This is a genomic window from Enterococcus casseliflavus (assembly GCF_029215545.1).
GTDB lineage: Bacteria > Bacillota > Bacilli > Lactobacillales > Enterococcaceae > Enterococcus_D > Enterococcus_D casseliflavus.
Map to the genome: position 1 here is coordinate 1,617,490 of NZ_CP119393.1, position 25,284 is coordinate 1,642,773.

Sequence of the window (25,284 nt, forward strand, 5' to 3'; positions counted from 1 at the left end):
AAGAAGTTTCATGCTGCAGCTGGTCAATTTTCCACAGGAATGATAGTCTTTAGAAAAGGCAGGACGGGTTATCAGCGATCCAATCTAGGGATGAATGAGTGGATAAACGATCGCGCTACAGCTAACACATAATGATTCATTGACGGAGGTGTCATATGAAAAAAATAAAATTCTTAATCAAAAGCATTTTTCTCATCGGGCTTCTTTATTTTGTAAGCCAGATGATTACATGGCAAGACGGGCGCTTGGCATTTCGGGATGCCCGACTCAACGAGATCACTCAATCTCTCTCGTCCCAATTTTCTCCTTCACAAGACACTTCAGCCAGGCCAGCGGCAGAAACACCTGCCCAGACATATTTATATAATGAATCACGACAAGTGATCGAAGAAACCTTTGGAGAAGCGATCAATGAATCAGCGAATAGGTATGGACTGAACTGGACTTCCTATCACGATGATTTTCGTAACTTCATGATGGTGATGTATGATGAACATGATATTTCGCAAGGGATCTATACGAATCAAGACACGATTCTTATCGATGACACGCTAGGTATCGGGTCTTCAAAAGCAAGCGTTCGTAATCAGATGGGGACGCGTCAAGAAAGTCTACAACGAGGATCACGACGGTATCGCATCGATTCGGATGCCGACTATGATCTGTTCTTGCAAGACGATCAATTGATTACTTTTTTCTATGATGTTCATGCCGAAGATACAGTGACTGCGATCCAAATCATCAATCGCTCCCTAGAAACACGCCATGCGAATGATTTTCGCCAAAATCAAGCCGCCATTTTAAGCGGCTTACGAACACAGTTATTTGAATTAACAAATGCCACCCGAGTGAAATTTGGTTTGTCACCCCTTGGTTTCAGCGAAGCAACCAGTGAGACTGCCGTGAAGCATAGCCAAGACATGGCAGAACATCGATACTTTGACCATATCGGGTTAGATGGATCGACTCCATTTGATCGGATGCAAGAAGACGGGATCAGTTTCACTGCTGCAGGGGAGAATTTGGCATTTGGCCAGGCCAGCAGTATTTACGCCCATCAAGGTTTAATGAATTCAGAGGGACATCGGGCAACGATTCTAAACGATGAGTATCAATTTCTCGGGATCGGTATTGCGATCGATACCAGCGAACAGCCATATTATACAACGTTGTATCACCGAGGATCGGCGTCGTAAATTCCTGAATTGCTTGAAACTGATTAGTTAAAAAACACTGCTCATTTGAGATTGCTGCGTTAGCAGCATCAAGTGAGCAGTGTTTTTTTGTCGATAAAATGGTGTGCATCAGTATTATTTAGTTTTGACGGTAGGCATGAGGAGAGCACTGATACTTCTTTTGAAACAGCTTATAGAAGAATGAGACATTTTTATAGCCGACTTGGTGTGCGATTTGTTCCACAGGTAGGGAAGAGTTTCTCAACAATAAACTGGCTTGATTGAGTTTTAATTCTTGAAGGATCGTCACAAAGGATCGACCAAGCTGCTGACTGATACGGCGACTCAAATAGCTCGGGTTGTATCCAAATGCATCCGCAACCGAAGCTAGTGTGCAAGTAGCGAAATGTTTCTCCAGATAGTCCAACACTTCTCCGAGGTACAGTTGGTCACTTTTTTGCGACTCGATCCGTTGTTTTTCCTGGAAGTTACGAACGAGTTCGGAAAAAATAATGATCATATAGGAATGGATGACTTCATGAGAACCGAAGGAGGGATTGAAGAACTGGGCCAAGACCCCGAAAATCGCATCAATCAAATAGTCGTTGTTACTCGTTTCAAACACTAGATATTGATTGTGCTTTTGGCTTTCAGATAATGCATTGATGGCAAAATCGGCGATCATGCTATTGGATGCTAACCGGCTGAGCATCTGCGTGGAAAAGTACTCTTTGCTGATCAAAAAGTTAATAACAATGTCGTCTTGATTTGTTTCGATAATTTGGTGGATCACCCCAGTATCTAGTAAGCAAAAGTCACCTGCCTTTAGGATCACTTTTTTTTCATTGATCATGATCGTGACTGTTCCAGAAAAAACATAATTCATTTCGATAAAATCATGCTGATGTAGAGGTGTAGAAGAAAAGCGTGCATGTTTTAAAATCAAGAGCTGGCTTGTCTTAAGAAATCCGCTATCCTGCGGTCGTTTTCGTATGAGACGAGAAAGGTGTTTGTCGAAGGTATATTGGTAAATTGGCTCATTTTTCTCAGTGTAGACTTTCTTGAAATCCTCATAATTGTATGGAAGGGTTTGCGTCTTTTTAAGGGCTATTTCTTCAGTAGTCGTCAATTGTTGTAACTGCTGCAGAATGTTTTGTTTATCCATCGCTTTCTCCTTAGGTAAAAAATAGTCAATGAACTAGTAGAGTATCGTCATTGAAGACAGGTAGAGATAGTATATAATACTTGTATGGTAGCGTTATCAATTATCATAATCCGGATGATAATAATAGTCAATAGTACCAGCAAATTCGAAAGAAATGGGGAATCACCATGAACCACGACAAACCATCATTAGGGGATAAGATCCAAAGTACCCTTGGTCCATTTGCAAGTAAAGTCAATGGGAATATTTATATTACTTCAGTTAGGGATGCAATGTTAGCTTACATGCCATTCACCTTTATTGCGTCGATCTTTTTAATTATTGCTTTTTTTCCGATCCAACAAGTGACCGATTTTATTACTATGGTGTTGCGAACAGAAGATGCTAGTGTCTGGCAAGAGAAATTGCTCTATGTCAACAATGCCACACTCGCAATCGGTGGTTTGCTAGTTGTCATTTCCCTCGCAAAATCACTGGCAGAAAAACTTGAAACAAATGTTTTGCAATGTGTCTTAACTGCTTTTGTTTCCTTTTTACTATTAACACCGTTGGATGCAATGGAAGCAGGAACTTTTTTAGATATCACCCGCGTTAGCGCGCAATCGATGTTTTTAGCGATTATTGTCGGTATTTTTAGTACAGTTCTTTATAAAAAAATTGAGGGCAAAGGAATCAAAATCAAAATGCCAGCAGCGGTACCACCAGCTGTTTCTGGTCCATTCGAATCGGTGATTCCATCTTTTCTTGTGATCACGACGATTTGGGTCATCCGACTCATCATCGAAGCCTTATTTAACAGTGATGCCATGACGTTGATCAATGGGACCGTTGGGATTCCATTAACTATGTTAGGTGGCTCCCTAGTTGGAATGGTCGTTGTGAAAATTTTCGAGCAATTCTTGTGGTTTTTTGGCCTTCATGGAACTTCGATCATTCAAGCAGTGATGGACCCAATCCATCAAGTCCTTGAAGATCAAAATCGTGTGGCATCAGTGGCGGGAGAGATTCCAACGAATATTATCAGTATGAGCTTTCGGAATCATTTTGCCTCGATTGGGGTCGTCGGTGCGATCATTGCTATTTTGATCGTAGCAAAAAGCAAACAGTACAAAGAGGTTGGAAAAATTGCTAGTGTTCCTTATATTTTCAATATCGGTGAACCAGCGTTGTTCGGGATACCGTTAATGTTGAATTTCAGTTTTCTCATTCCCTTTGTTTTTGCGAATGCCGTCACAACGATCGTCGCTTACTTTGCCTTTTATTTCGGGTTAGTCCCGATCCCAACAGGGCTTGCACAAATTCCTTGGACGACTCCGCCGATCATTAGCGGCTATTTTGTCACTGGTAGTATCATGGGCGCATTGCTACAAATCGTCTTGATCGTGATCGCAACGCTGATTTGGTTGCCATTTATCAAAGTTGCTGATAAGCAGATCTGTATTGAAGAAGCACAATAACCCACGAAAGGAGCAGCGTATGAAAGAAACGATAACCATCAACGGGAAGACAAAGCCATTAACAGTGGATTTAAATGATCCGGTCCTTATTGAGTGGTCGATGACCAATCACCAAGGCTATCGATTGCAACTTTTCAATGAACAGCAGCAAGCAGTGTATGACGTTTCCAACATAGCCGCTTCTGAGAATAAAATGGCGGTCCACTTACCACAGCATCCGCAGCGAAAAAAATATCAAGTCAAATTGACAGCAGGAGCAGGAAACGATGTCACCGTTTACAGCAGTGTGTTTTTCACGATAGAAAAGCGTGAGCAACCTAAAGAAACCATGGGCAAGTGGATCACTCGCTTAGATGATCCAATTAAAAAAGAACGGTTTTACTTTTCAGAAGAGAAAAATAGCTGCTTGTCCCGCTCCTTCACACTGGAAAAGTGTCCTTCCTATGCAGTGATCGATTGCTGCGGGCTTGGTTTTTATCGCTTGTCTGTTAATGGTAAAACCGTATCAGATGTTTATTTAAACAGTGATGTAACGAACTATGATCGAGTCGTCTACTATGATACTTATGAGTTAACTGATTTTTTACAGGAGGGAGACAATCGGATCGAAGTTGAACTTGCGAATGGCTGGTACAACCCTGCTCCAATTGAGATTTTAGGTCGGTATAACATCCGCAAACAACTAGCGATTGGTAAACCTTGTTTCTGGGGGGAGCTTCAGTTAAATGACGGAGGAGAGAATCGCTACATTTACTCAGACAATCAGTGGCAAAGTAGTTTTGGGCCTTATTTGCAAAACAATCTTTATATAGGAGAAATCGTTACCGATGTACCTGATCCTCGACCAGAAGGAAAAACGGTACAAATTGCTGGTCCCGCGGGACGTTTTAAGCCAAGCTTTATTCCTAAAATCAAGCGCACACAATCGATCGTTCCCCAAAAAATGACCGAAACTGCAGCGGGACTGCTCATTGACTTCGGTCAAATCATCAGCGGTCAATTTGCTTGTACACTTGAGAAAGATTTCATTGGTCAGATCAGAATCAGCTATGCAGAAACATTAGATGAGCAAGGCAACCCAGATTATACGTCTACGATCAGTGGAACTTATGGCATATACGATCCCTATGAAGGGAAGCAGCCAGATGATCCCATCGTTCAACGAGACATCATTGAGAAAACGGCAGCGAGGACGTTCGTTTTTGAAAATCGCTACACGTATCATTCCTTTCGCTATGCGTTGATCGAGACGAAACCTGCTAACAAGCTTCAAGCGATTGTGGGCGCAATCAAAGCCTATCGCCTGCATACGGATGTGAAATCGTTGGTAACCCTTGAAACCTCCGATCCCTTCTTGAATCAGTTATGGGCGGTTGGCCAAGCCACGCGGTTGAACAACATCCACTCGTATTTTGAGGACTGCACCCGTGAGCGGTTCGGATATGGCGGAGACATCGTCGCTTTATTGCCAACACAGATGGCAGATCTGGCGATTGCGCCGTTGTTGGAAAAAGTGTTGTGGGATTTTGCCAACGACCAACGACCGGATGGTGCAATGACTGCAACTGCGCCATTTGTAGGAATCATGACAAATGGTCCATCAAATGGTGGTGGTGCGTTAGGGTGGCAATTGGTAGTTCCAGAGCTTGCTTTGGCATTGGTGAAGACCTATGGGAAACAAGCAGCGGTTGCCAAGCTGCGTCCACAGTTGGAACGGCATCTCAACTATTTACTCGCTTTTGATTTTGATTATATCGCCCAGTGTTGCCTCGGTGATTGGGGAGCAATTGATGAAACTCAGCAAAACGGGGTCATTACTTCGCCAGATCAGTCCTTTTGCTCTGCCTGCATGTATCTGCTTTTACTACAGCGTTACCAAGAATTGATCGACTTGAGGATCATTGGTAACGAGGACTATTGTCAGCGAGTGACAGCAGCGATCCAGTACACGACACAGCAAATCAAACAGCAGTTTTCTAAAGGAAATGAGCAATACGGTGCGGGCACCTTGTCTAGCATGATCTTTGCAATGAAAACAGGACTCAGTGAAAAAAAACAAATCTTGCCAAAATTAGTACAACGGATCAAGCAGCAAGAGGGGATTTTCTCTTTCGGCATCTTCGGGATGGCATGGAGTTATCAGTTGCTGGCTGAAGCTGGCTATAATGATATTATTTTTGATTGGTTAACGAGGAAATCTGCACCTAGTTATGCAGCAATGCTGGCAAGCGGAAACGGCACTTTGATGGAACATTTTCCAACGCCGCAACATTCAGCCACTTACGAGGGTTCATTGAATCATGCCATGTTTGCTTCTTATGGGTATTGGTTTGTCCGTCATTTATTAGGCATTCAGATGACAAGCGCTGGGATACTGATACAACCAGCCTTCGATGTACCTGTAGCCCATGTCAAAGGCTCCTTACAAAGTACGTTTGGATTAGTAACTTTAAGCTGGGAAAAGACTGATCGTACCGTTCGCTTAACGGTGGAGTTGCCACGAACATGTGGCTATGAAATCAGTCAGATGAAAGGTTTTAGAATAGTCAGCGAGAAAATAGAGGATGTGAGGAGTCAAAAGAAAGTTACCTGTCACTATACGATTACTTCTTAGCTGGTGAAAAAGTCGACACGTGGAAAGTGTTGACTTTTTTTCTGTCCTTGATTACTTTTTGCGTATTTCATCTATGAGGTGGTGAAAATGGATCAATGGAAGCTGCTCAAAGACTATTGGCGATTTGCAGTCGGTGGTGCTGTTTTGATGGTGTTGCTGATCATCTGGTTTGTACCGTTCTCGCAAAAAAAAGAAACAAACTGGCATTCAATGGCAGATGCAGCAGGTCAATCGTCTGAAATGGGGGAAGGTGGATCCCTTCAAGAAGATAGTCTTCACGATGAAGAGTATGAGATCGTTATCGATGTCAAAGGGGAAGTGCACCAACCGGGCATTTATCGCTTGAAATCAGGTGCTCGGATGTATGAATTGATCGAACAAGCAGGTGGTCTGACAGAAGAGGCGTTAGAAACAGCCATAAACTTAGCACAAGTGCTGCAAGATCAACAGATGGTGATCGTCCCTCATAAAGAGGATCAAGCGTTTATGGAGATGAATGCTTCAGGAGTAGGTGGCAGCCAAACAGCAGTGACACAAATCAATCTGAATCAAGCCAATGCGCAGCAACTGCAAGAACTGCCAGGTGTGGGTGCCAAAAAAGCAGAAGCAATCATCGCTTACCGAGAAGAATATGGCTTTTTTAAACAGATTGATGACCTAAAAAAGATCACAGGCATCGGAGAGAAGACCTTTGAGTCCTTGAAAGAGATGATTACAGTGGCGGACTGAACCAAATAAATGTAAGAAATACTAAGAAATGACGGTTGAAAATTCAAGAAATTCGATTAGAATAGAACTAATCAATGACAAAGGAGCAAACGAATGAGCAATACGAGAATTCCATGGGACCAGTATTTTATGGCACAAGCTGTATTACTGTCTTTACGCAGTACGTGTTCCCGACTTGAAGTCGGCGCTACATTAGTCAAAGATCGCCGAATCATCGCTGGAGGCTACAACGGGTCCGTCAGTGGCGATGTACACTGCATTGACGATGGCTGTTATGTTGTCGATGACCATTGTATTCGGACGATTCATGCAGAAATGAATGCCTTATTGCAATGTGCAAAATTAGGGGTGTCAACAGACAATGCGGAAATCTATGTGACGCATTTTCCCTGTCTTCCCTGTACGAAAGCAATTTTGCAAGCAGGCGTCAAAACGATCCATTATTTGAATGACTATCGCAACAATCAGTATGCAATGGAACTGATTCAACAAGTAGGTGCTTCCGTCCACCAAGTTGAACTCGATCCGGTGTATTTTGAAAAACTTTCGTTTGGTGTGCTGAATGATGCACAACCAACAAAAAAGAACTGATTCATTTTTATTTCTTAGTATTATTTTTGCTTGTTCGGTGACTGCTTACTACCGGCAGTCCATCTTACTGGGACTCATTGCACTTTATTATTTCGGGATGCTTGTCTTAAAACGACAAGCATTTTTGTGCATGATTTGTTTTGTCGGACTGTTGCTGTTAAGTGTCCGCGTTTCTCTTTCTCGGACTGGAAACATACAAGAAGGTGAGTATCAAGGGGTAGTCAATGTGTTGCCAGACACGATCAAAATCAATGGCGATCTGCTTACGTTTGAAGCAAAATCTTCCGCAGGTAAAGTGATTGGCCGTTACACGATTTCTTCAGAGACTGAAAAACAGCAATGGCAGGATCGATCCGATTGGGGAAGAAAGCTGCTGGTGAAAGGATTTTTTTCTCTTCCTGAAAAACCACGAAACCGCCACGGGTTTGACTATTCTGCCTATCTAGCCAGTCGATCAATTATTGGCACAGTCCATATCGAGCAAATGGTAGGAATGGAAGCAGCAGACTCAGGCTTTTCGCTTGCAAAAGTTCGAGCAGAGGTTATTTCTTCTGTGCAACGAATCTTTCCTGAACGCTCAGCAGCCTATATCAATGCGTTGCTCTTTGGTTTTAAAGACCATGACTTTCAAGAAGTACGTCAAATGTATCGTGCTAGTGGCTTATTGCATTTCTTTACGATCTCAGGAATGCATGTCGTCTTATTTTTCAAGTGGTTTCGCGGATGCTTCTGCCGATTGGGGTTTACACAAAAAGAAATGCTGTTGCCAATGGGGGTCTTTTTCTTGGTCGTAATTGGGATTTGTGGCGGCGGCATTAGTGTCTGGCGTGCTGTCTTGGCATTGTCGGTTACTCAAGTGACCACTCTTTATCAACAACGGCTATCGGCAAGTGATCATTATGGGCTCGTCTTAACGGCTCTTTTATTCGTTGATCCCAAAGTATTGCTTCAAACATCGGGGCAACTAAGTCTTTTGATGACCTTCCTGATAATGATGCAGCGACCAATCAAATTGACGTGGTTTTGGCGCAGTCAGTTCCTCACGGTGCTGGCTGCGCCTGTCATTGTCTCGCTCTTTTATGAATTTCCATTATTTGGGGGCTTTTTGACGTTTGTCTTTTTACCGTTTTTTCAATTGGTTTTGCTGCCAGCCTGTTTCTTAATGTTCATTGCTGGGACGCTTTTCCCAACCATCAGTGGGCTGATTGCCCTTTTTGAAGAGCTTTTATTACTTATGGAAGTTGCCGTGGGCGCTGTAGGAGGCGTATCGATAACGGTGGGTGCCCTTCCTGCAGGATTGGCAGCTAGTTGTTGTTTGCTTGGCCTGCTCTGTTACCAAAAGAAACGGTGGCTGCTGGTGATCTGTTTTTCGCTTGTTGTACCAATCGTCTTTCAACAGAATCGCGTTTTACCCACCATTAGTTATGTCGACGTTGGTCAAGGCGATAGTATCGTTTTACAGGCAGAAAAAAATCGCGAAGTTTATGTGATCGATACTGGAGGTTCTCTATCTTTTCCGAAAGAAAACTGGCAAGAGCGCAAACGACAAGCTGCCGCGGAATCTACATTGATTCCTTTTTTAAAAGGGGAGGGAGTCAGGAAGATTACTGGTTTGTTTCTAACTCATGGCGACACGGACCATATGGGAGATGCGCTAGCATTGATGAAGGCGATCCCTGTTGAAACGTTATATCTTGTACCAGGAAGTGAACAAGATCACCGCATCGCCAAGCTTTTAAACGAACTGCCTAAGCAGACAAGCGTTGTTTGGACGACGGTTGGCCAAGTGGTGGGGGATTCCCTTCAGTTGCAAGTATTGGCACCAGAATCAGGTGCAGGACAAAACGAAGATTCGATGGTGATTAAAACCAAGGTAGGGGATAAAACATTTTTGTTTACTGGCGATCTCGAACAGGCAGGGGAAAAAAAGTTGATTCATGATTATCCGAATTTAAAGGTTGATGTATTGAAACTAGGGCATCATGGCAGTCGAACCTCGACGGCACCTGAGTTTGTTGCGGCAATCGATCCCCAATTCGGGATCGTTTCAAGTGGACGGAACAATCGGTACGGGCATCCTCATGAAGAGGTGCTTGAAACGTTGGTAAATCAGACCGTTTTGCGAACCGATCAGCAAGGCATGATCCAATTTATTTGGTCTGAAAAACAACAATCATTTTTGATAAAAACGCTGCTAGACTATCCGATTGACTAATGGTAGGATAAGAATGAAAGCGGGGGGAACGATGGAATTACAAAAAGCGTTGCAAGCAATTCGAACCAAGGAGTTGCAATCGATTTATCTGGTCATCGGCAGTGAAATGTTTTTACAAGAGCAAGTTCGCACGGCCTTTTTGGAGCGTTTTTCCGTTGGGAAAGATGATCTGAATTTTGCTTCCTTTGACATGGAGAAAGATCCCCTTGATATGGTGATCCAAGAAGCCCAATCGTTGCCTTTTTTTGGCGATCAGCGATTACTGTTCGTTGAGCGGCCATTTTTCTTAACGGCTGAAAAAAAGAGCAATGCACCTGAGCATGACCTAGATGATTTTTTGAATTATATCAAAGACCCATTGGAATCATCGGTAATGGTGATTTTTGCAGATGTCGATAAATTAGATGAACGGAAAAAAATTACTAAGCAGTTGAAGAAAGCCGCAGTTGTGATTGATGTCGCACCTATGAAAGAAGCCGACGTGCGTCAGTATCTCCAACAGTCGTTGGCAAATGATGGCATCGAAATGAGCCGAGAGGCGTTTGATTTGTTTTTACGGTTAACGGATCTGCACCTATCAAAAGCGATGCAGGAGTTACAGAAACTACGGCTGTATGCAGGAAATGGCAATAAAATTACGAAAGAGATCGTCTTGCAGTTGATCCCTAAGACGTTGGAACACAATGTCTTTGAATTAACCAGCGATGTCTTAAAGGGGAACGTATCGGATGCGTTGCGCTTGTATGACGATCTATTATTGCAAGGGGAAGAGACGATCAAGATCAATGCTATCTTGATCAGCCAAGTCCGTCTGCTGTTACAGGCGGCGATTTTGATGAAAATTGGCTACCAGCAAGCCAATATCGCAGAAACGTTGGGGATTCATCCGTACCGAGTGAAGTTAGCGATGCAGCAAGCTCGGGGGTTTGGAGAAAAGCAATTAGCGGCACTATATAGTGAATTGATCGAAAATGATTACTTAGTGAAAAGTGGTCAGATGGACAAAGAGTATTTGTTCCAGCTATTTGTTTTAAAACATGGCAAACAGTAAGTCAAAAAGAAAGGCGCAGCAATCGATGATTGCTGCGCCTTTCTTAATTTGCTTATTTTGCAATTTTTTTACTTAAACGAGATTTGTCGCGACTAGCTTTGTTCTTGTGGATCAATCCTTTAGTCTCAGCCATATCGATTGCTTTAACAGCATCTTTATATAACGCATCTACGTTATCAGCACCAGCTTCAACAGCTTGATCAAATTTTTTGATTGCTGTACGCATTGTGCTTACTTGAGATGAATTCTTAGCATTAGCCGCTTCGCTTGTGCGAACACGTTTGATTGCAGATTCAATGTTTGGCATGTATTTCACCTCCGAAAAAAAAGTTCAATTACGTTTAGAAAACGTATAAATCAACACTAGTCATTATACCTAATGCCAAGAGTGATTGCAATAAAAGTTGTAAAGAAATTTTACTTAACACAAAAATTTGTTTTTTGGCCGTGCTAATTTTTGCTTTATGGATTTTAAAAATGCTTCTTTACACATTTTTTACTGAATAGTTATAAAAAGTTTACACAGAAACAGCTTTCTATGCTATGATTACTTCGGAATTTTTAAATGGGGGAATCTATGTGAATATCGCTTTGTTTCTAACGATTGTGTTGTCATTAGGGGTGATTTTCGTCAACGGCTGGACGGATGCGCCGAATGCTATTGCAACCGCTGTCTCCACGAGAGTCTTACGCCCGAATATCGCCATTGGCATGGCAGTCGTCATGAATTTCTTAGGTGTGCTAGTGATGACGTATTTTAATGCGCAAGTTGCAGAAACCATCAGCAACATTGTGACTTTTGATTCAGGCGGGAGTTTTCGGGTCTCACAGATCGCATTAGCCGCTGCCTTGTTTTCAATTGTTGTTTGGACGGTCGCAGCTTGGTATTTTGGGATCCCAACCAGTGAATCCCACGCGTTGATCGCAGGACTGACTGGTGCAGCCATGGCCCTTGGTGGGTTACATGCAGTCAATGGCGAGGAATGGATGAAAGTTTTGATCGGTCTTGTCGTTTCTACGTTGATGGGCTTCATTGGCGGCTTTCTGATCACGAAACTGATCGTATTGCTCTTTCGTGATACCCAACGGCGAAAAGCCAACAAAATTTTTACAGTTGGTCAAGCCATTGCGGCTGGTGCCAATGCGTTCTTACATGGTGCACAAGATGGCCAAAAATTTATGGGTGTCTTCATGTTAGGGCTTTTCTACAACAATCTTGCTGAAAAGACCGGCAATGGCTTTTCGATCCCACTCTGGGTGATGGTTCTTTGTTCCTTGACCATGGGGATCGGTACTTCTGTCGGTGGGATGAAAATCATCAAATCAGTAGGGATGGATATGGTAAAACTGGAAAAATACCAAGGCTTTTCTGCAGATGTTACCGCTGCGATCTGTTTGTTCTTGTCTTCCGTATTTGGTATCCCAGTTTCAACGACCCATACAAAAACGACTGCCATCATGGGGGTAGGTGCTTCTCGACGTTTTTCTAGCGTTGATTGGCGCATCGTTAAAGAAATGATCTATGCTTGGATTTTAACGTTTCCTGGTTGTGGGTTGATAGCATTTCTAATGGTGAAAATTTTATTGCTAATTTTGTGAGGAGAGAAAGTAATGGCACGAAAAAAAGGATTTGATTATTTTGCGGCAATGGAGCAGTTGGCAACAAATGGGCATCTAGCTGCGAAACGTTTTTCGCTGTTGATCAATGATTACTCTGAAACAGCGTTAAGTGAAGCGGCAGCTGAGATTCATGGATTAGAAAAGGAAGGCGATCAGGTGATCGCTGAGTTAACGAATGAGTTGTACGACTCATTTATCACACCGATCGATCGCGAAGACATCCTGGTCATCTCTGAGCGCTTAGATGATATTTTGGATGGCATTATGGGACTGACTTATTTATTTGAGAATTTGGTCATTACGAAGATCCGCCCTGAGACGAACTTATTTGCTGAAATGATCGTTCAAGCGACACAGGGGGTCGAAACAGCATTAAAAGAGTTTCCGAAGTTCAAAAATTCAAAAACATTGCGTCAAATGATCAACGATGTAAATACGATTGAATCAGAAGCAGATCTTTTGTATTCAAAAATGAAAAAAGCGTTGTTTACGGATGAAAAAGAAGTGCTGGAAATCATTAAATGGAAAGATATTTATGATCGCTTTGAATCGATTATCAACGACACCGAAAGTGCGGTTGATATTATCGATGGTATGGTGATCAAAAACACGTGAGGAACTAGAGAGCATTCAAACGAAAAAAAAGAGCAACTATTGCGGCAGTTACCTGCCCAAGAGTTGCTCTTTTTGCTTATAATTGGATCAGCCAATAGCCGATCAAAATGATTCCTAAAACGATGCGATACCATCCAAATACGGTAAAATCATTCCGTTTGATGTAGTTCATCAAGAAACGGATCGCGATGATCGAAACGATGAATGACACGATGGTTCCTGTCAATAAGATGACGGTTCCTTGGAAATCAAAGGCATTGCCATCTTTCAAAAACTTGAAGATTTTCAAGGCACTGGCACCAAACATGGTGGGAATACCTAAGAAAAATGAAAATTCAGCAGCAACATAACGAGAAGCGCCGATCATGATAGCACCTAAGATAGTAGCACCAGAACGAGAAGTTCCTGGGATCAATGCCAATACTTGGAACATTCCTACGATCAATGCCGCTTTGTAGGTGAACTTGTTCAAATCGGTACATTTTGGTGCTTTATTTTTGTTGCGTTTTTCCACCACGATAAAGCCGATCCCATAAACGATCAAGACGATCGAAACGGAGAAAAAGTTGTAGAAGTGCGCATCTAACCAATCATCTAACGGTAATCCGATAATAACCGATGGCAAGACCGCCACGACGACTTTAAACCATAACGTCCATGTATCTTTTTTCTCTAACTCATTTTTCTGCGGTGAAAAAGGGTTTAGTTTATGGAAATATAAGTAGACGACTGCTAAAATCGCACCCAGTTGTATGACAACATTGAACATCGTCATAAACTCGGGAGTTACATTCAATCCGATAAATTCGTCGGCTAGAATCAAGTGACCCGTGCTGCTGATTGGCAGCCATTCCGTGATCCCTTCAATGATCCCAAATAAAATCGCTTTTATGAAATTTGTAAAAAACATTGGTTCAGTCCTTTCTATGACAAAATACAACTCTTAGTATACCGTTTCCTGATTCGAATACCAATCTTTTTCCTAAAAAAAGGGGGCAGTTTTTAAAACAAAAACTGCTCCTTTCTTAAAGAAATTGATCAACTGCCAAAGGTTTCTCTTAGGATAAAAGTTCTTGAGAGAGTGCTAAGCCTTTTTTGATGTAATCGGTATTGCCCACTTCAGCAATCGTAAAGCTGCCATCTTCGTAGATCAGTCGAGTGACTGAGCCATTTTCAATATCCATGCGAACATTGTTCTCATCATTGATCAGATGCAAAAGAAAAGCGATCGTTAAGCCATGAGACACAACTAGCGCATTGCCGCCGCCTTTTTTCTCAACGCGGTAGGCGATATCTTCAAACCCTGTTTTGACACGTTCGGTCAACACATCAAAGGTTTCCGCCCAATTGGCTGTATCTGCGTGATAGATCGCATTGGCGATCGCCTCAAACGAGACATGATTGGCAATCATCTCATCGTAATCAGGAAAATCAAGAACCCGTGGCAGAACGCCCCACATTTCTGCATCATAGGCACCTTCAAGTGAGCCAAAGCACCATTCACGAATCCGTTTGTCGATATGATAAGGGATCTCTGGTCCTCTGACATGTTCACCCAGTATCAGACGCATCGTTTCGATCGCGCGGCCGCTGTCACTGGATACTGCTTCCACAAAATCCACATCTCGTAACCCGAGTCCTAAATAATGGATGCCTTGTTCACCAGTACGAGTCAATGGGGTGTCGCACCAGCCTTGCACACGCTGCAATGTGTTGAACATGGTTTTCCCGTGACGCACGACATACAATTCCGTTTTTGCCATAAGTAGTAATTCCTCCTTTGGTTCGTAATTCGTTTATGCGTTAAAAAACGGATTGGTCCGTTTCTCAATCTCGATCGTTGTTGGTTCCCCGTGGCCAGGATAAACGGCCATCTGATTCGGTAAAACAAAAAGTTGCGTTTGGATGCTGGTCAGCAGTTGCTCAAGGTTGCCAGTTGGTAGATCGGTCCGACCGATGCTGCCTTTAAATAAGGCGTCTCCAGAAACGACAAACTTGTCAAAAATAAAACTGACGCTGCCGATGGAATGACCTGGGGTTGCAACAACCTTAAAGGACATGCCAGCTATCTCGTACTCTTTCAATTCAAGCTCGAATTCTGCTGGACGTGCGGTGATGGTTCCTAATTCAGGATGACGACCAGAAAGGTTTTTCATAGGATCACTTAGCCATTCTTTCTCAAGTGGACTAACGTAAACGGGGATCTGATAATAATCCCGCAAATGGTCAACTGCGCCGATATGGTCATAATGAGTGTGGGTCAATAAAATCGCTGCTGGTTTTGCGCCTGTTTTTTCGATCTCAGCGATCAATCTCGCTGCTTCTGCTCCAGGATCAATAATCAACAAATAATCTTCTTTCCAAATAAGGTAACAATTTTCTTGAACGGGTCCTGTCACTAAACCAATGATTTTCATGCTAAAACCTCCTAGGATCACAAATACTTGTGTCTGACTATAAGTATAGCTTAAAGTATAAGAGGAAACAAAGAAAGGTTTTTAGGAGTGAAAAATTAATGATAGAAACGATGAACACAGAAGACAATCGTCAGGCGATCTGTCAATGGCTGAATCATTCAACGAAAAAAACAGAGGCAGTGAGTGCCTTTTCCGATCAAGAGCAGCTTTCATTTGCGTTTTTTGACAATCACGATCAACTTGGTGGGTTGATTGGGAAACGGACAGGTAATACGATTCATATTCAATTGTTCGCAGTTGATCCAAACCATCAGAATCAAGGGGTGGGGAAACAATTGATGGAAGCACTTTTCGATCACGGTAAAAAAGCGGGGTGTCGTTCCGTGACAGTTACCACCCAAGACTACCAAGCGCCACAGTTCTATCAAGCAGTCGGCTTCGAACAATTTGCTGTGCTTTCTGACACACCTGTACTTGGCACGGATAGGCTTTATTTCGTGAAGATACTGTGACCACCCTTTGGCAGGCAGGTGATAAGGCTAACCAATAGTTTGATGAGAGAAAAGCTCAGAATTATTGTGGGAATTCGAAAATTTTTCTAAGAAACCGCATTAGCAAAAAACTGCTGTTATACTAATTAAAATAAGAAAGCACGTGTTTCGTTTGAAACTGGTCTAATTTTTTCCTGCAGCAGAAAGCTTCGTCGTGACTAAGTTCGGTGAAAGTAAGTGTTCAGGACCTTGTGTTCGTTTTGATTGGTATACATCAACTTTTTGTAAGAAGGTGTTTTTTATGAAAAAATCGCTCCAATTCTTTTTCACTGTATGCTTTGCTGTGCTTCTTTTAGCGAGCTGTGGTGAGGAAGAGCTATCCGTCGATGATTCGAAAGAAGTTTCTGAAACCGGTACTTCCGCCTCCAAAGCAGTTGAAAATGGCGACCTTGATTTGATGTTGATCCAAGATGAGAGTGTCATCTTTCCGCAAAGTCAAGGGGTTTATGATTTCCATGAGAATGAGTTGACGATCGTTAAGCAGTATTTGCCGATGGCAGACTTAGAAGATAGTTCAGCCAGCGCTAGTGATGTTGCCTTGTATGAAGGACAAATCGAAAGTGATTTTCAGCGTCATTTTTCCCATTCAGAGGTACAGTTGTCCAACGATCCTTATCAAATTTATGAGATCACCTATCAAGATGCCTCATACATCGTCGAAGGAAAACGTTTGACGATCATGGCAGATGGGCGAACCTTTGAGTTCACCTTAGATCCTAATAATCAGAAGGCCTATGATCAAAATGGCGTTAGCTATGACATTCAGGTCGATCAATAAATTTTCTTAAAAACATATTCCTGCTTTACTTGCTTAGGTGAGTAGAGTAGGTTTTTTTGGTAACCTTTCGTCAAACCTATTTTCTGGAAGTGGAAATGGCGTTGATTACCTGATGAGAAGGCATTTTGCCACAAGTGATTTTTTTAGAGATCAAATCTGTTTGGATAGGATACTCTCCGCAGAGGATGAAAAGCTGTTTCTGTTCGCTTTTCCAAAAGTGATCTATCCGCTATAATGGCAAACGAGAAGGTGAACACGTGTATAAAGGAAAAGTTGCGGTTAGAAAAATCGTAGAATTTATTTTGCGCAGAGGCGATATTGATAGCCGCAAAGTCAGTAATCATACCGCACAAGAAGGCGCCCGTATCCATCGCCAACTACAAAAAGAGGCTGGGGATGCGTATCAAAAAGAAGTCTTTTTCAAACGAGAAAGCCAAATTGGGAAAGATTCGATCACTGTCGAAGGACGTGCCGATGGTCTCTTTTTTGATGCAGCTGTTAATTCTTGGGTGATCGATGAGATCAAAACTTCAGAACCAGCTTTCGAAGATATCCCTGAAGATCAAATCGATTTGTTTTTTGCCCAGGGAATGGTTTATGCTTATTTGTTTTTACTACAAGAAAATGAACAAGCAGCGCTTAATGACAGTGGAAAACAAGAGAAACCAGAAGCAGAAGCAGAAGCTACTGCTGAAGGAGAAAATGATCCGAGGAGACCCATCGATCGGATCGCCGTGCAATTGACTTATTATCAAACCACTGAAAAGCTGACCACCCGTACGAGAAGAACATTTCAGTTGTCAGAATTAGCTGTTTTTTATGAAGAATTACTTCAGGAATATCATAAATGGTTAGTTTTTCAAGAGAATTGGCGCCGTGTCCGCAATACGTCTTTGCAGCTGCTGTCTTTTCCCTTTGAAACCTTTCGCAAAGGGCAGCGAGAGTTAGCAGCAGCGGCGTATAAAACACTTAAAAATGGCAAGCGACTTTTTGCGGAAGCGCCAACGGGAACTGGAAAAACCATGTCAACGCTGTTTCCCGCATTAAAAGTTCTCGGGGAAGAAGGGGCAGATCGGGTCTTTTATCTGACGGCGAAGACGATCACCAGACAAGTGGCTGAAGATGCGCTGAGCAAGTTAGCAGACAACGGTAGTGAAACCAAGAGTGTCACGATCACTGCCAAAGATAAAATTTGCTTTCTGGATGAACGAAATTGTACGCCAGAGCATTGTCCTTATGCACAAGGTTATTACAATCGAATCAACGAAGCTTTGTGGGATCTGTTGCATCACGAAAACCAAATAACCCGAGAAGTGATCGAGACTTATGGAATGAAGCATACGGTTTGTCCCTTTGAGCTTTCACTGGATGTCAGTGTCTTTTGCGATGTCATTATTGGTGATTATAATTATTTGTTTGATCCAACCGTTTATTTACGGAGATTTTTTGAAGAGCCAGACGAAGAGTATTTCTTTTTAGTGGATGAAGCCCATAACTTAGTTAATCGTTCTAAAGAAATGTATTCTGCAACGATCTCCCGACAGCCATTTAAGGAATTAAAGAAGAAGCTGCCGAAGGATCAACAGAAATTAAAACGCGCACTAAACAGAGTTGATAAAGAATTTGCGGCTTTAGCCCAATTAGCAAAAGAGGAAGGATGGTCATACCACCATCAAGCAGCTCCCCATGAAACAATGGTCAATCAGCTATACAAATTAGCTGAATTGATGAAGGAATGGTTGCCAGCGAATCCTGAGCATGAATTGCAAGAAGAAGTGCTGCAAGTGTATTTTGAAGCTAACCATTATTTGAAGATCAGTGAATTTTATGATGATCACTACGAAACGACGGTGGAGATCGACCGCTATGATATCAAACTAAGGCAATTTTGCATCGAACCAGCGCCGTTTTTGGAATCCGTGTTAGATAAGGGCAAGGCCAGCCTGTTGTTTTCTGCGAGCTTTACCCCTTTGTCGTATTATCAAGAAGTATTAGGGGGCGGCGATGAAGCTTTGCGTTATCGCTTGCCAAGTCCTTTTGATCCGAAAAATCAGGGGATTTTTATTGCGGACTATATCCAAACGACGTATCGCCAACGTGAAGCCAGCATTCCTGCAATCGTTGATGCAATCCAGCAAATGACCGTAGCGAAAGCGGGAAACTATATGGTCTTTTTCCCCTCTTATCGTTACTTGGATGATGTGGCGGCAGCATTTTCTCAGCAGGCGCCAGAGGTGGAGGTCTTGATTCAGGGGACTGCTATGAACGAAGCAGAGCGCGAGGCATTTCTTGCGCAGTTTCAATCTTTTGACTCGCAAAAATCATCCTTGCTGGATAAAAGTCAAGATGAACCAAAGAGTCAATCAAAAACATTGGTGGCATTTTGTGTCCTTGGAGGAATTTTTTCTGAAGGGATCGACCTAAAAGGCGATCGCTTGATCGGTGCCGCAGTGGTAGGAGTCGGACTACCGCAAATCAATCACGAGCAAGAATTGATTCGGGAATATTACGATGAGAAAAAGGCAGCTGGCTTTGCGTATGCCTATCAGCTGCCAGGGATGAATAAAGTCCTGCAAGCAGCCGGTCGAGTGATTCGGGATGTCAGCGATCGCGGCGTGGTGTTATTGCTGGATCAGCGCTTTCGGACACCGCGTTACCAAGAACTTTTCCCACTGCATTGGCAGCATGCCTTGCAGATTCGTCGGCCGCAAGAGTTATCAAAGGCATTGACTCATTTTTGGCAAGAAAAAAACTAGAAGCAGAGCTTTCAGGAGCGGTTGCGCAAAATCAGTAGATAAAGCTGATTTTGCCTAACCATCACGTTAGACTCTGTTCTAGTTTTTTTGATTAGCGATAATTTGTAAACTGTAAGTCGATCGTCAAGGGCAGTTTACGCAACAATTGGATCACCTCTTGGAGATCGTCACGACTTTTGCCTGTTACCCGAATTTGATTGTCTTGAATTTGGGTTTTAACTTTTAGCTTGGCGTTTTTGATCGCTGTCGTTATTTTTTTGGCGTTTTCTTTATCGATGCCATTGATCAATTCTGCCGTTTGACGAGCTTTTGCCCCCAAGGCATGCTCCGTTTCGCCAAATTGAATATTTTTCGTTGGTACATTCCGTTTGATCAGCTTCGCAAAGAGCACATCTTTGATTTGCTCCAACTTAAATTCGTCATCTCCAACGATCGTCAGTTTGCCCTCAGTCATCTTGATTTCTACCGTGGAGCCTTTAAAATCAAATCGGTTTTTCAATTCTTTTTCCGCCTGTTGAATGGCGTTTTTCACTTCTTCTGTGTTGATCTCAGATACGACATCAAAACTTGCTTCTTTTGCCAAAATCAATCACTCCTCTCATCTCTTACCTATGATTTTAACATGGAGGCGAACGATGCGGGAATGAAAAGTAAATTTTTGCAAATAATTGTTTCATTTTTTCACACAAACTGCTATTCTTTGGAAGGATATTTTTAGTGAAGGAGCTAGATCATTGTGAGTAAGTTATTAACGAAGCACGAACAATCAGAACGATTGAAAAAAATAGGGGTTATTTTGCTGTCAGGTATCACTGCAGCCATTGCTTTAAATTTCTTTTTGATTCCCGCAAACGTTCTTTCCGCTGGGATGAACGGGGTCGCCCAATTGATCGTGGCACTTGCCTTGGAACATTTTGGCGTTCACCTTAGTACAGGGCTGTTTATTTTCCTCTTAAACTTGCCTATCTTTGTTCTCGGGTTCATCAAACTCGGGAAATCATCGACACTGTTGAGCTTTATCAATGTCGTTGTCGTTTCCGTATTAACAATTGTCCTTCCGCAAGGAGCGATCACCGACAATATTTTGGTTAATGCTTTGCTAGGTGGCGTACTGTTGGGCGTCGGCGTTGCGTTTTCACTGAAAATGGGTTTTACCACCGGCGGAATGGATATCCTTTCGTTGATATTATCAAAAACGACTGGAAAAACAGTCGGTAAATATATGTTTATTTTAAACGGCATCATTGTCATGGTCTCAGGTTTCGTCTTTTCTTGGGAAAGTGCCTTGTACACGATCATTTCGATTTTCGCGATGAGCTACGTTGTGGACATGCTGCACACAAGTCATCAAAAGGTAACGGCAATGATTATTACGACCAATGCGGAAGCTGTTGGGAAAAATATTTCTAAGCATGTGTTTCGCGGCATGACTTTGTTCCCCTCAGTCGGAGGGTATTCAGGCGTACCTGGCAATATGATCATGATGGTCGTGACGCGCTACGAGATCTACGATTTAGAACAAGCCGTTTTAGAAGCTGACGGCAATGCGTTTATTAATTTTGTGCCGACCCAATCGATTACAGGCCGTTTTGCGACAGATGATGAACAACGGACCTTTAAAACGACAGGGGTCTTCCCAGAACTGAAAATACACAAGAAAAGCCGTCCATAATCAAGGATCGTCCATTTACAAATCTTGCAAAAGAAGGTATTATTTGAAACAAGAATTAAAGGAGGTCTTCAACCGTGGCATATACTGAAGTAGAAGCAGAAGCAATCAAAGAGCGTGTCTTGGCTGCCTTGGAAACCGTGATTGACCCTGAGTTGGGGATTGATATAGTGAATCTAGGCTTAGTTTATGAAGTCGAATTTGATGCAGAAACAGGCAACACCGTAATCAAAATGACCTTAACAACAATGGGCTGTCCCTTAGCCGACGTATTGACTGAATCGATACACGAAGCATTAAGCGATATTCCAGAAGTCAAAAATCCAGAAGTAAAACTAGTCTGGTATCCCGCTTGGACGACCGATAAAATGAGTCGTTATGCACGGATTGCTTTGGGGATTCGTTAATAAGCATGATAATGATAGAAATAATAAAGAACCATTGAAGATGCTCAAGAAATTGAGTGTCTTTTTTTATTCAGAAAAAGGTAAATAAACGAAAATGAAAAAGAGAATAGTTGGATATCGGAAAATTTAGTAGTTATTTTATGGTGTTTAAACTTTATAAAAAGTAATGATATTATAGTTAGAATTATGATAAAGTAGGAACTAAGGCAGTTATAATAAGTTCTTATAGAACTTTAATTCCAAGGCGTGGAAAAAGTCAAAACGAAAATAGCGTACTCATAAATGAAAAAGAGAAATGGGGTTCACAATGATTGAAAAAATATATTTAGAAATAAACGGAGTGAAGCAAGGCTTAATTGTAGAAAGAAATATGAACAAGAATGCTCCAGTTTTATTATTCGTTCATGGAACTGCACCAATTTTACCCTTTATATGGAAGCGGCAAGTAAAATTCAATCAAGATTTCCATACTTGCTATTGGGATCAGAGATGGGTAGGGATGTCTTGTAGTTTGCCTGATGAAGAGGCTTTTAATATTGAAACACTCACAGCAGATGTCCTCAAAGTGACAGAGCAGTTGAGGTATATGTTTAATCAAGACAAAATTTATGTCTTGGGCCATTCTTGGGGATCTTACTTAGCGAGTCTCGCGGTTCAAGAAAAACCAGACTATTATTATGCATATATTGGTGTGGGACAAATAAATTGTATGAGGAATTCAGAAAAAGAAAAATATCAGGCAATTTTAAAAGAGGCTTATAGAAGAAATGACAAAATAGCGTTACGCCGATTTGAAAAACTCGATCTGCCAGACAACTTTTTCGATACATATAAAATCAATAAAGAAAGTATGCCTTATGGAAGTGCCAGTATGAAATATACAGAAAAGTATGGATTTGGAGTGACACGTGAAGGCTATCAAAATAGTAAGCTATTAAAAGCGGTCTTTCTATTTCCGTATTATACTGTTAATGAAAAAATTTGCTTCTTTAAAGGAATGTTTCAAGCTTCTGAAAAACTCATCAGTCAAATCCTAGATACACCACTTCAAGAGGTAGTTAGAAATATTGAAATCCCGATTCATATCATTCATGGAGAATTGGATAGTTCAACATCGTATAAAGAGGCAAAACGATTCTTTCACAGTGTCGATGCAAATGAAAAAAAATTTTATACATTTTCTCATTCCGCTCATATGCCATTTATTGATGAACCAGACAAATTTATGGAAGTACTCTCAAAAGTAAAGTGTTTTTAATTTTTTAACGGACAGTTTGATACTGTACCCGACTCGTGTAACTAATAGAATTGCAAATAGGCATTCAATCTGAGCATCCCGAAAAATGAACAATTATATTGAAAGAGGAGCTTTGTAAAAGGACCGTTGCATTTTCAGAAATGAAACGGTAAACTAGTTGAAAAGATTGGAGGAATGAATCAATGTTAGCTACGAATTTTGGGAAATATACATACGAAAATCCGTTTATGAACGCCTCAGGAGTCCATTGTATGACGATCGAGGAATTAGATGAATTAGCGGCATCAGCAGCTGGATCATTTGTCACAAAGAGTGCAACGCTAGAAGCACGTGCCGGAAATCCAGAACCACGTTATACCGATTTACCGTTAGGAAGCATCAATTCAATGGGATTACCAAATCTAGGGGTGGACTACTACTTAGATTATGCCATCAAAAAACAGCAGGAAATGACTCAGCAAGCGCCTTTCTTTTTCTCTGTCGCTGGTATGAGTGTGGCTGAAAACATTGAGTTATTGAAGAAGATCCAAGAAAGTGATTTTGAAGGAATCACTGAGTTGAATCTTTCTTGTCCAAACGTGCCAGGAAAACCACAAGTTGCCTATGATTTTCCTTTGACCGATCAAATTCTTGAAACAGTCTTTGGTTTTTTCACAAAACCTTTAGGTGTCAAATTGCCGCCATACTTTGATTTGGCTCACTTTGATGAGATGGCTAAGATATTAAACAAGTATCCGTTAACCTACATCAATTCAATCAATAGTATTGGGAATGCTTTATTCATCGATCCTGCTACTGACTCGGTAGTCATCAAACCAAAAGGTGGTTTTGGTGGTCTCGGAGGCGAATATGTGAAACCAACGGCATTAGCCAATGTGCGGGCTTTCTATACACGTCTCAAGCCAGAAATCAAAATTATTGGTACAGGTGGGATTCGTAATGGTCAAGATGCGTATGAGCATTTGTTGTGTGGTGCCTCTATATTGCAGATCGGCACAGAGTTGCAAAAAGAAGGGCCGGCGATCTTTGAACGATTGACGAAAGAATTAGAAACGATCATGAAAGAAAAAGGATATCAATCAATCAGTGAATTTCAAGGCAAACTAAAAACGATTGATTAAAGCGACTATTGACGACTTTCTATCATCATCTGTTTCTTTTTATAGAAGAAAGTGATAGAAGAAAGGTGGGGTTAAATGGAGAAATTTCGTAAAACAACTGAGGACGATTTAACGGAGTTAATGGCGCTGATTGAGGAAGGAATTGCTTTTTTAAAAGCTCAAGGATCACCACAATGGCAAAATGGCTATGGCCCAAAAGAAACTCAAATCAAAGAAGATATTGCAAAAGGCGAAAGCTATGTGTTAGTGAAAGATGGGAAAATCGCAGCGTCTGCGGCACTGGTTTCTGGTGATGATCCTGTCTACAACGCAATTACCGGCGCAGGGTGGGATGGAAATGGTCCGTATCTATCCATTCATCGCGTCGTTGTCAGTTCTCATTTTAAAGGGCAAAAGTTAAGTGCCAAATTGCTGCAAGCTCTTGAAGTGGTTGCATTAGAGCAAGGAATCGTTGATTTGCGTATCGATACGTATAAAGCCAATATTGGGATGCAAAAGAATATCCAAGCAGCTGGCTATCAATATAAAGGAGAGGTAACATTTCCTTTTCCGAATGGAGAGCGATTGGCTTTTCAAAAACGTTTGATCACAAACTAAACATTCTTTTTCTATTCTTGTCACTTGGCCGAAAGAATGGAAAAAGTGTGTCAAAGTGAATTTTTGGTATGAAAATGTGGATAATGGTTGTCAGAATCCTTTCGGCTTGCTAAGATAAGCACGTAAAGGACGGTGCCAAATGAAGAAAAGAATCAAAAAGAAAAAAGCTTATAAAAAATACATCCATGATATTTTTGCAGGGTATGAAGAAATGCTTGAAAATCCAGCGATCGATGAGAAGAAGTTCTCTTATTTGAAAGAAGAAACAACCTTAAAACGAGACGATCAAAATCAAATCCGTTTCCGTACGATCGATATTGATTAAACTACCTTTTGGTAGTTTTTTTCTTTATTTTTGTTAATTGGAAAAATTTCAGAAAAAAAGCTTGCTCTTTCATTCATAGAATGATAAAGTATTCAACGTTGGCAATTGAGCCAGCGGGTCAAAACAACAGTTGAAAAATCTTCAAAAAAAGACTTGACCAAAAATAAAACAGA

At 41.7% G+C, this 25,284-nt stretch carries 24 protein-coding genes; 18 read left to right on the forward strand and 6 right to left on the reverse strand.

What is annotated here, in order from left to right; all coding sequences use genetic code 11:
* The first annotated feature begins 155 nt into the window (after positions 1-155).
* On the forward strand, positions 156-1,196 hold the full coding sequence (locus P0G38_RS07855; RefSeq protein ID WP_275854945.1) for a CAP domain-containing protein: 1,041 nt from the start codon (positions 156-158) through the stop codon (positions 1,194-1,196).
* A gap of 118 nt (positions 1,197-1,314) precedes the next feature.
* Here P0G38_RS07855 and P0G38_RS07860 read toward each other — a convergent pair whose 3' ends face one another.
* Positions 1,315-2,340: an AraC family transcriptional regulator gene (locus P0G38_RS07860; RefSeq protein ID WP_275854947.1), complete on the reverse strand. Its 1,026-nt coding sequence runs from the start codon at positions 2,338-2,340 to the stop codon at positions 1,315-1,317.
* A 167-nt stretch (positions 2,341-2,507) separates the two neighbouring features.
* On the opposite strand from P0G38_RS07860, the gene P0G38_RS07865 reads away from it, so the two are divergent.
* From P0G38_RS07865 to holA, 6 genes are all read left to right on the forward strand, one after another.
* Positions 2,508-3,797 carry a PTS sugar transporter subunit IIC gene (locus P0G38_RS07865; RefSeq protein ID WP_275854949.1) on the forward strand — a complete coding sequence of 430 codons (1,290 nt, stop codon included), beginning with the start codon at positions 2,508-2,510 and terminating at the stop codon, positions 3,795-3,797.
* 19 nt (positions 3,798-3,816) lie between these two features.
* The gene (locus P0G38_RS07870; RefSeq protein ID WP_275854952.1) at positions 3,817-6,411 is read left to right on the forward strand and encodes a family 78 glycoside hydrolase catalytic domain; all 2,595 of its coding nucleotides are present in this window, start codon (positions 3,817-3,819) and stop codon (positions 6,409-6,411) included.
* 87 nt (positions 6,412-6,498) lie between these two features.
* The gene (locus tag P0G38_RS07875) at positions 6,499-7,140 is read left to right on the forward strand and encodes a helix-hairpin-helix domain-containing protein (RefSeq protein ID WP_275854954.1); all 642 of its coding nucleotides are present in this window, start codon (positions 6,499-6,501) and stop codon (positions 7,138-7,140) included.
* Positions 7,141-7,233: 93 nt separating this feature from the next.
* Entirely contained in the window at positions 7,234-7,731 is a 498-nt protein-coding gene (locus P0G38_RS07880) for a ComE operon protein 2 (protein WP_275854956.1), read from the forward strand.
* Positions 7,703-9,946 (forward strand): DNA internalization-related competence protein ComEC/Rec2, encoded by a 2,244-nt coding sequence (locus P0G38_RS07885; RefSeq protein WP_275854958.1) that lies wholly within the window; start codon positions 7,703-7,705, stop codon positions 9,944-9,946. Before P0G38_RS07880 ends, P0G38_RS07885 begins: the two co-directional genes overlap by 29 nt.
* Positions 9,947-9,977: 31 nt before the next feature.
* On the forward strand, positions 9,978-10,997 hold the full coding sequence (gene holA, locus P0G38_RS07890) for a DNA polymerase III subunit delta (protein WP_034869424.1): 1,020 nt from the start codon (positions 9,978-9,980) through the stop codon (positions 10,995-10,997).
* Between the two features lie 52 nt (positions 10,998-11,049).
* Here the strand turns inward: holA and rpsT are convergent, their stop codons facing one another.
* Positions 11,050-11,304 carry a 30S ribosomal protein S20 gene (gene rpsT / locus P0G38_RS07895; RefSeq protein WP_005230162.1) on the reverse strand — a complete coding sequence of 85 codons (255 nt, stop codon included), beginning with the start codon at positions 11,302-11,304 and terminating at the stop codon, positions 11,050-11,052.
* A gap of 236 nt (positions 11,305-11,540) precedes the next feature.
* Here rpsT and P0G38_RS07900 point away from each other — a divergent pair, with 236 nt between their 5' ends.
* Both P0G38_RS07900 and P0G38_RS07905 read left to right on the forward strand, forming a co-directional pair.
* Positions 11,541-12,596, forward strand: coding sequence for an inorganic phosphate transporter (locus P0G38_RS07900; protein ID WP_275854961.1), 1,056 nt, complete (start codon positions 11,541-11,543; stop codon positions 12,594-12,596).
* Between the two features lie 12 nt (positions 12,597-12,608).
* The gene (locus P0G38_RS07905) at positions 12,609-13,232 is read left to right on the forward strand and encodes a DUF47 domain-containing protein (protein ID WP_005230171.1); all 624 of its coding nucleotides are present in this window, start codon (positions 12,609-12,611) and stop codon (positions 13,230-13,232) included.
* A 76-nt stretch (positions 13,233-13,308) separates the two neighbouring features.
* Here the strand turns inward: P0G38_RS07905 and P0G38_RS07910 are convergent, their stop codons facing one another.
* The 3 genes from P0G38_RS07910 to P0G38_RS07920 all read right to left on the reverse strand — a co-directional run bounded on the left by P0G38_RS07910 (position 13,309) and on the right by P0G38_RS07920 (position 15,649).
* Positions 13,309-14,142, reverse strand: a complete 834-nt coding sequence (locus tag P0G38_RS07910; protein WP_005230172.1) for an undecaprenyl-diphosphate phosphatase — start codon at positions 14,140-14,142, stop codon at positions 13,309-13,311.
* A gap of 148 nt (positions 14,143-14,290) precedes the next feature.
* The gene (locus tag P0G38_RS07915) at positions 14,291-14,995 is read right to left on the reverse strand and encodes a histidine phosphatase family protein (protein WP_275854964.1); all 705 of its coding nucleotides are present in this window, start codon (positions 14,993-14,995) and stop codon (positions 14,291-14,293) included.
* Between the two features lie 33 nt (positions 14,996-15,028).
* On the reverse strand, positions 15,029-15,649 hold the full coding sequence (locus P0G38_RS07920) for an MBL fold metallo-hydrolase (protein ID WP_275854965.1): 621 nt from the start codon (positions 15,647-15,649) through the stop codon (positions 15,029-15,031).
* A gap of 98 nt (positions 15,650-15,747) precedes the next feature.
* Between P0G38_RS07920 and P0G38_RS07925 the strand changes: the two genes are divergently transcribed.
* From P0G38_RS07925 to P0G38_RS07935, 3 genes are all read left to right on the forward strand, one after another.
* Positions 15,748-16,161 carry a GNAT family N-acetyltransferase gene (locus tag P0G38_RS07925; RefSeq protein ID WP_275854967.1) on the forward strand — a complete coding sequence of 138 codons (414 nt, stop codon included), beginning with the start codon at positions 15,748-15,750 and terminating at the stop codon, positions 16,159-16,161.
* 280 nt (positions 16,162-16,441) lie between these two features.
* On the forward strand, positions 16,442-16,978 hold the full coding sequence (locus P0G38_RS07930; protein WP_275854969.1) for a hypothetical protein: 537 nt from the start codon (positions 16,442-16,444) through the stop codon (positions 16,976-16,978).
* Between the two features lie 257 nt (positions 16,979-17,235).
* Positions 17,236-19,734: an ATP-dependent DNA helicase gene (locus P0G38_RS07935; RefSeq protein ID WP_275854971.1), complete on the forward strand. Its 2,499-nt coding sequence runs from the start codon at positions 17,236-17,238 to the stop codon at positions 19,732-19,734.
* A gap of 91 nt (positions 19,735-19,825) precedes the next feature.
* Here P0G38_RS07935 and P0G38_RS07940 read toward each other — a convergent pair whose 3' ends face one another.
* Entirely contained in the window at positions 19,826-20,317 is a 492-nt protein-coding gene (locus P0G38_RS07940) for a YajQ family cyclic di-GMP-binding protein (RefSeq protein WP_005230187.1), read from the reverse strand.
* 153 nt (positions 20,318-20,470) lie between these two features.
* Here P0G38_RS07940 and P0G38_RS07945 point away from each other — a divergent pair, with 153 nt between their 5' ends.
* The 6 genes from P0G38_RS07945 to P0G38_RS07970 all read left to right on the forward strand — a co-directional run bounded on the left by P0G38_RS07945 (position 20,471) and on the right by P0G38_RS07970 (position 25,111).
* The gene (locus tag P0G38_RS07945; RefSeq protein ID WP_086299485.1) at positions 20,471-21,406 is read left to right on the forward strand and encodes a YitT family protein; all 936 of its coding nucleotides are present in this window, start codon (positions 20,471-20,473) and stop codon (positions 21,404-21,406) included.
* Positions 21,407-21,480: 74 nt separating this feature from the next.
* Positions 21,481-21,810, forward strand: coding sequence for a metal-sulfur cluster assembly factor (locus tag P0G38_RS07950; RefSeq protein ID WP_005231940.1), 330 nt, complete (start codon positions 21,481-21,483; stop codon positions 21,808-21,810).
* A 307-nt stretch (positions 21,811-22,117) separates the two neighbouring features.
* Positions 22,118-23,068 carry an alpha/beta fold hydrolase gene (locus P0G38_RS07955; protein WP_275854976.1) on the forward strand — a complete coding sequence of 317 codons (951 nt, stop codon included), beginning with the start codon at positions 22,118-22,120 and terminating at the stop codon, positions 23,066-23,068.
* A gap of 182 nt (positions 23,069-23,250) precedes the next feature.
* Positions 23,251-24,189: a dihydroorotate oxidase gene (locus P0G38_RS07960; protein WP_201689250.1), complete on the forward strand. Its 939-nt coding sequence runs from the start codon at positions 23,251-23,253 to the stop codon at positions 24,187-24,189.
* Between the two features lie 75 nt (positions 24,190-24,264).
* Positions 24,265-24,786 carry a GNAT family N-acetyltransferase gene (locus P0G38_RS07965; RefSeq protein ID WP_016611135.1) on the forward strand — a complete coding sequence of 174 codons (522 nt, stop codon included), beginning with the start codon at positions 24,265-24,267 and terminating at the stop codon, positions 24,784-24,786.
* A 139-nt stretch (positions 24,787-24,925) separates the two neighbouring features.
* Positions 24,926-25,111, forward strand: coding sequence for a hypothetical protein (locus P0G38_RS07970; protein WP_005230211.1), 186 nt, complete (start codon positions 24,926-24,928; stop codon positions 25,109-25,111).
* The last annotated feature ends 173 nt before the right edge of the window (positions 25,112-25,284 follow it).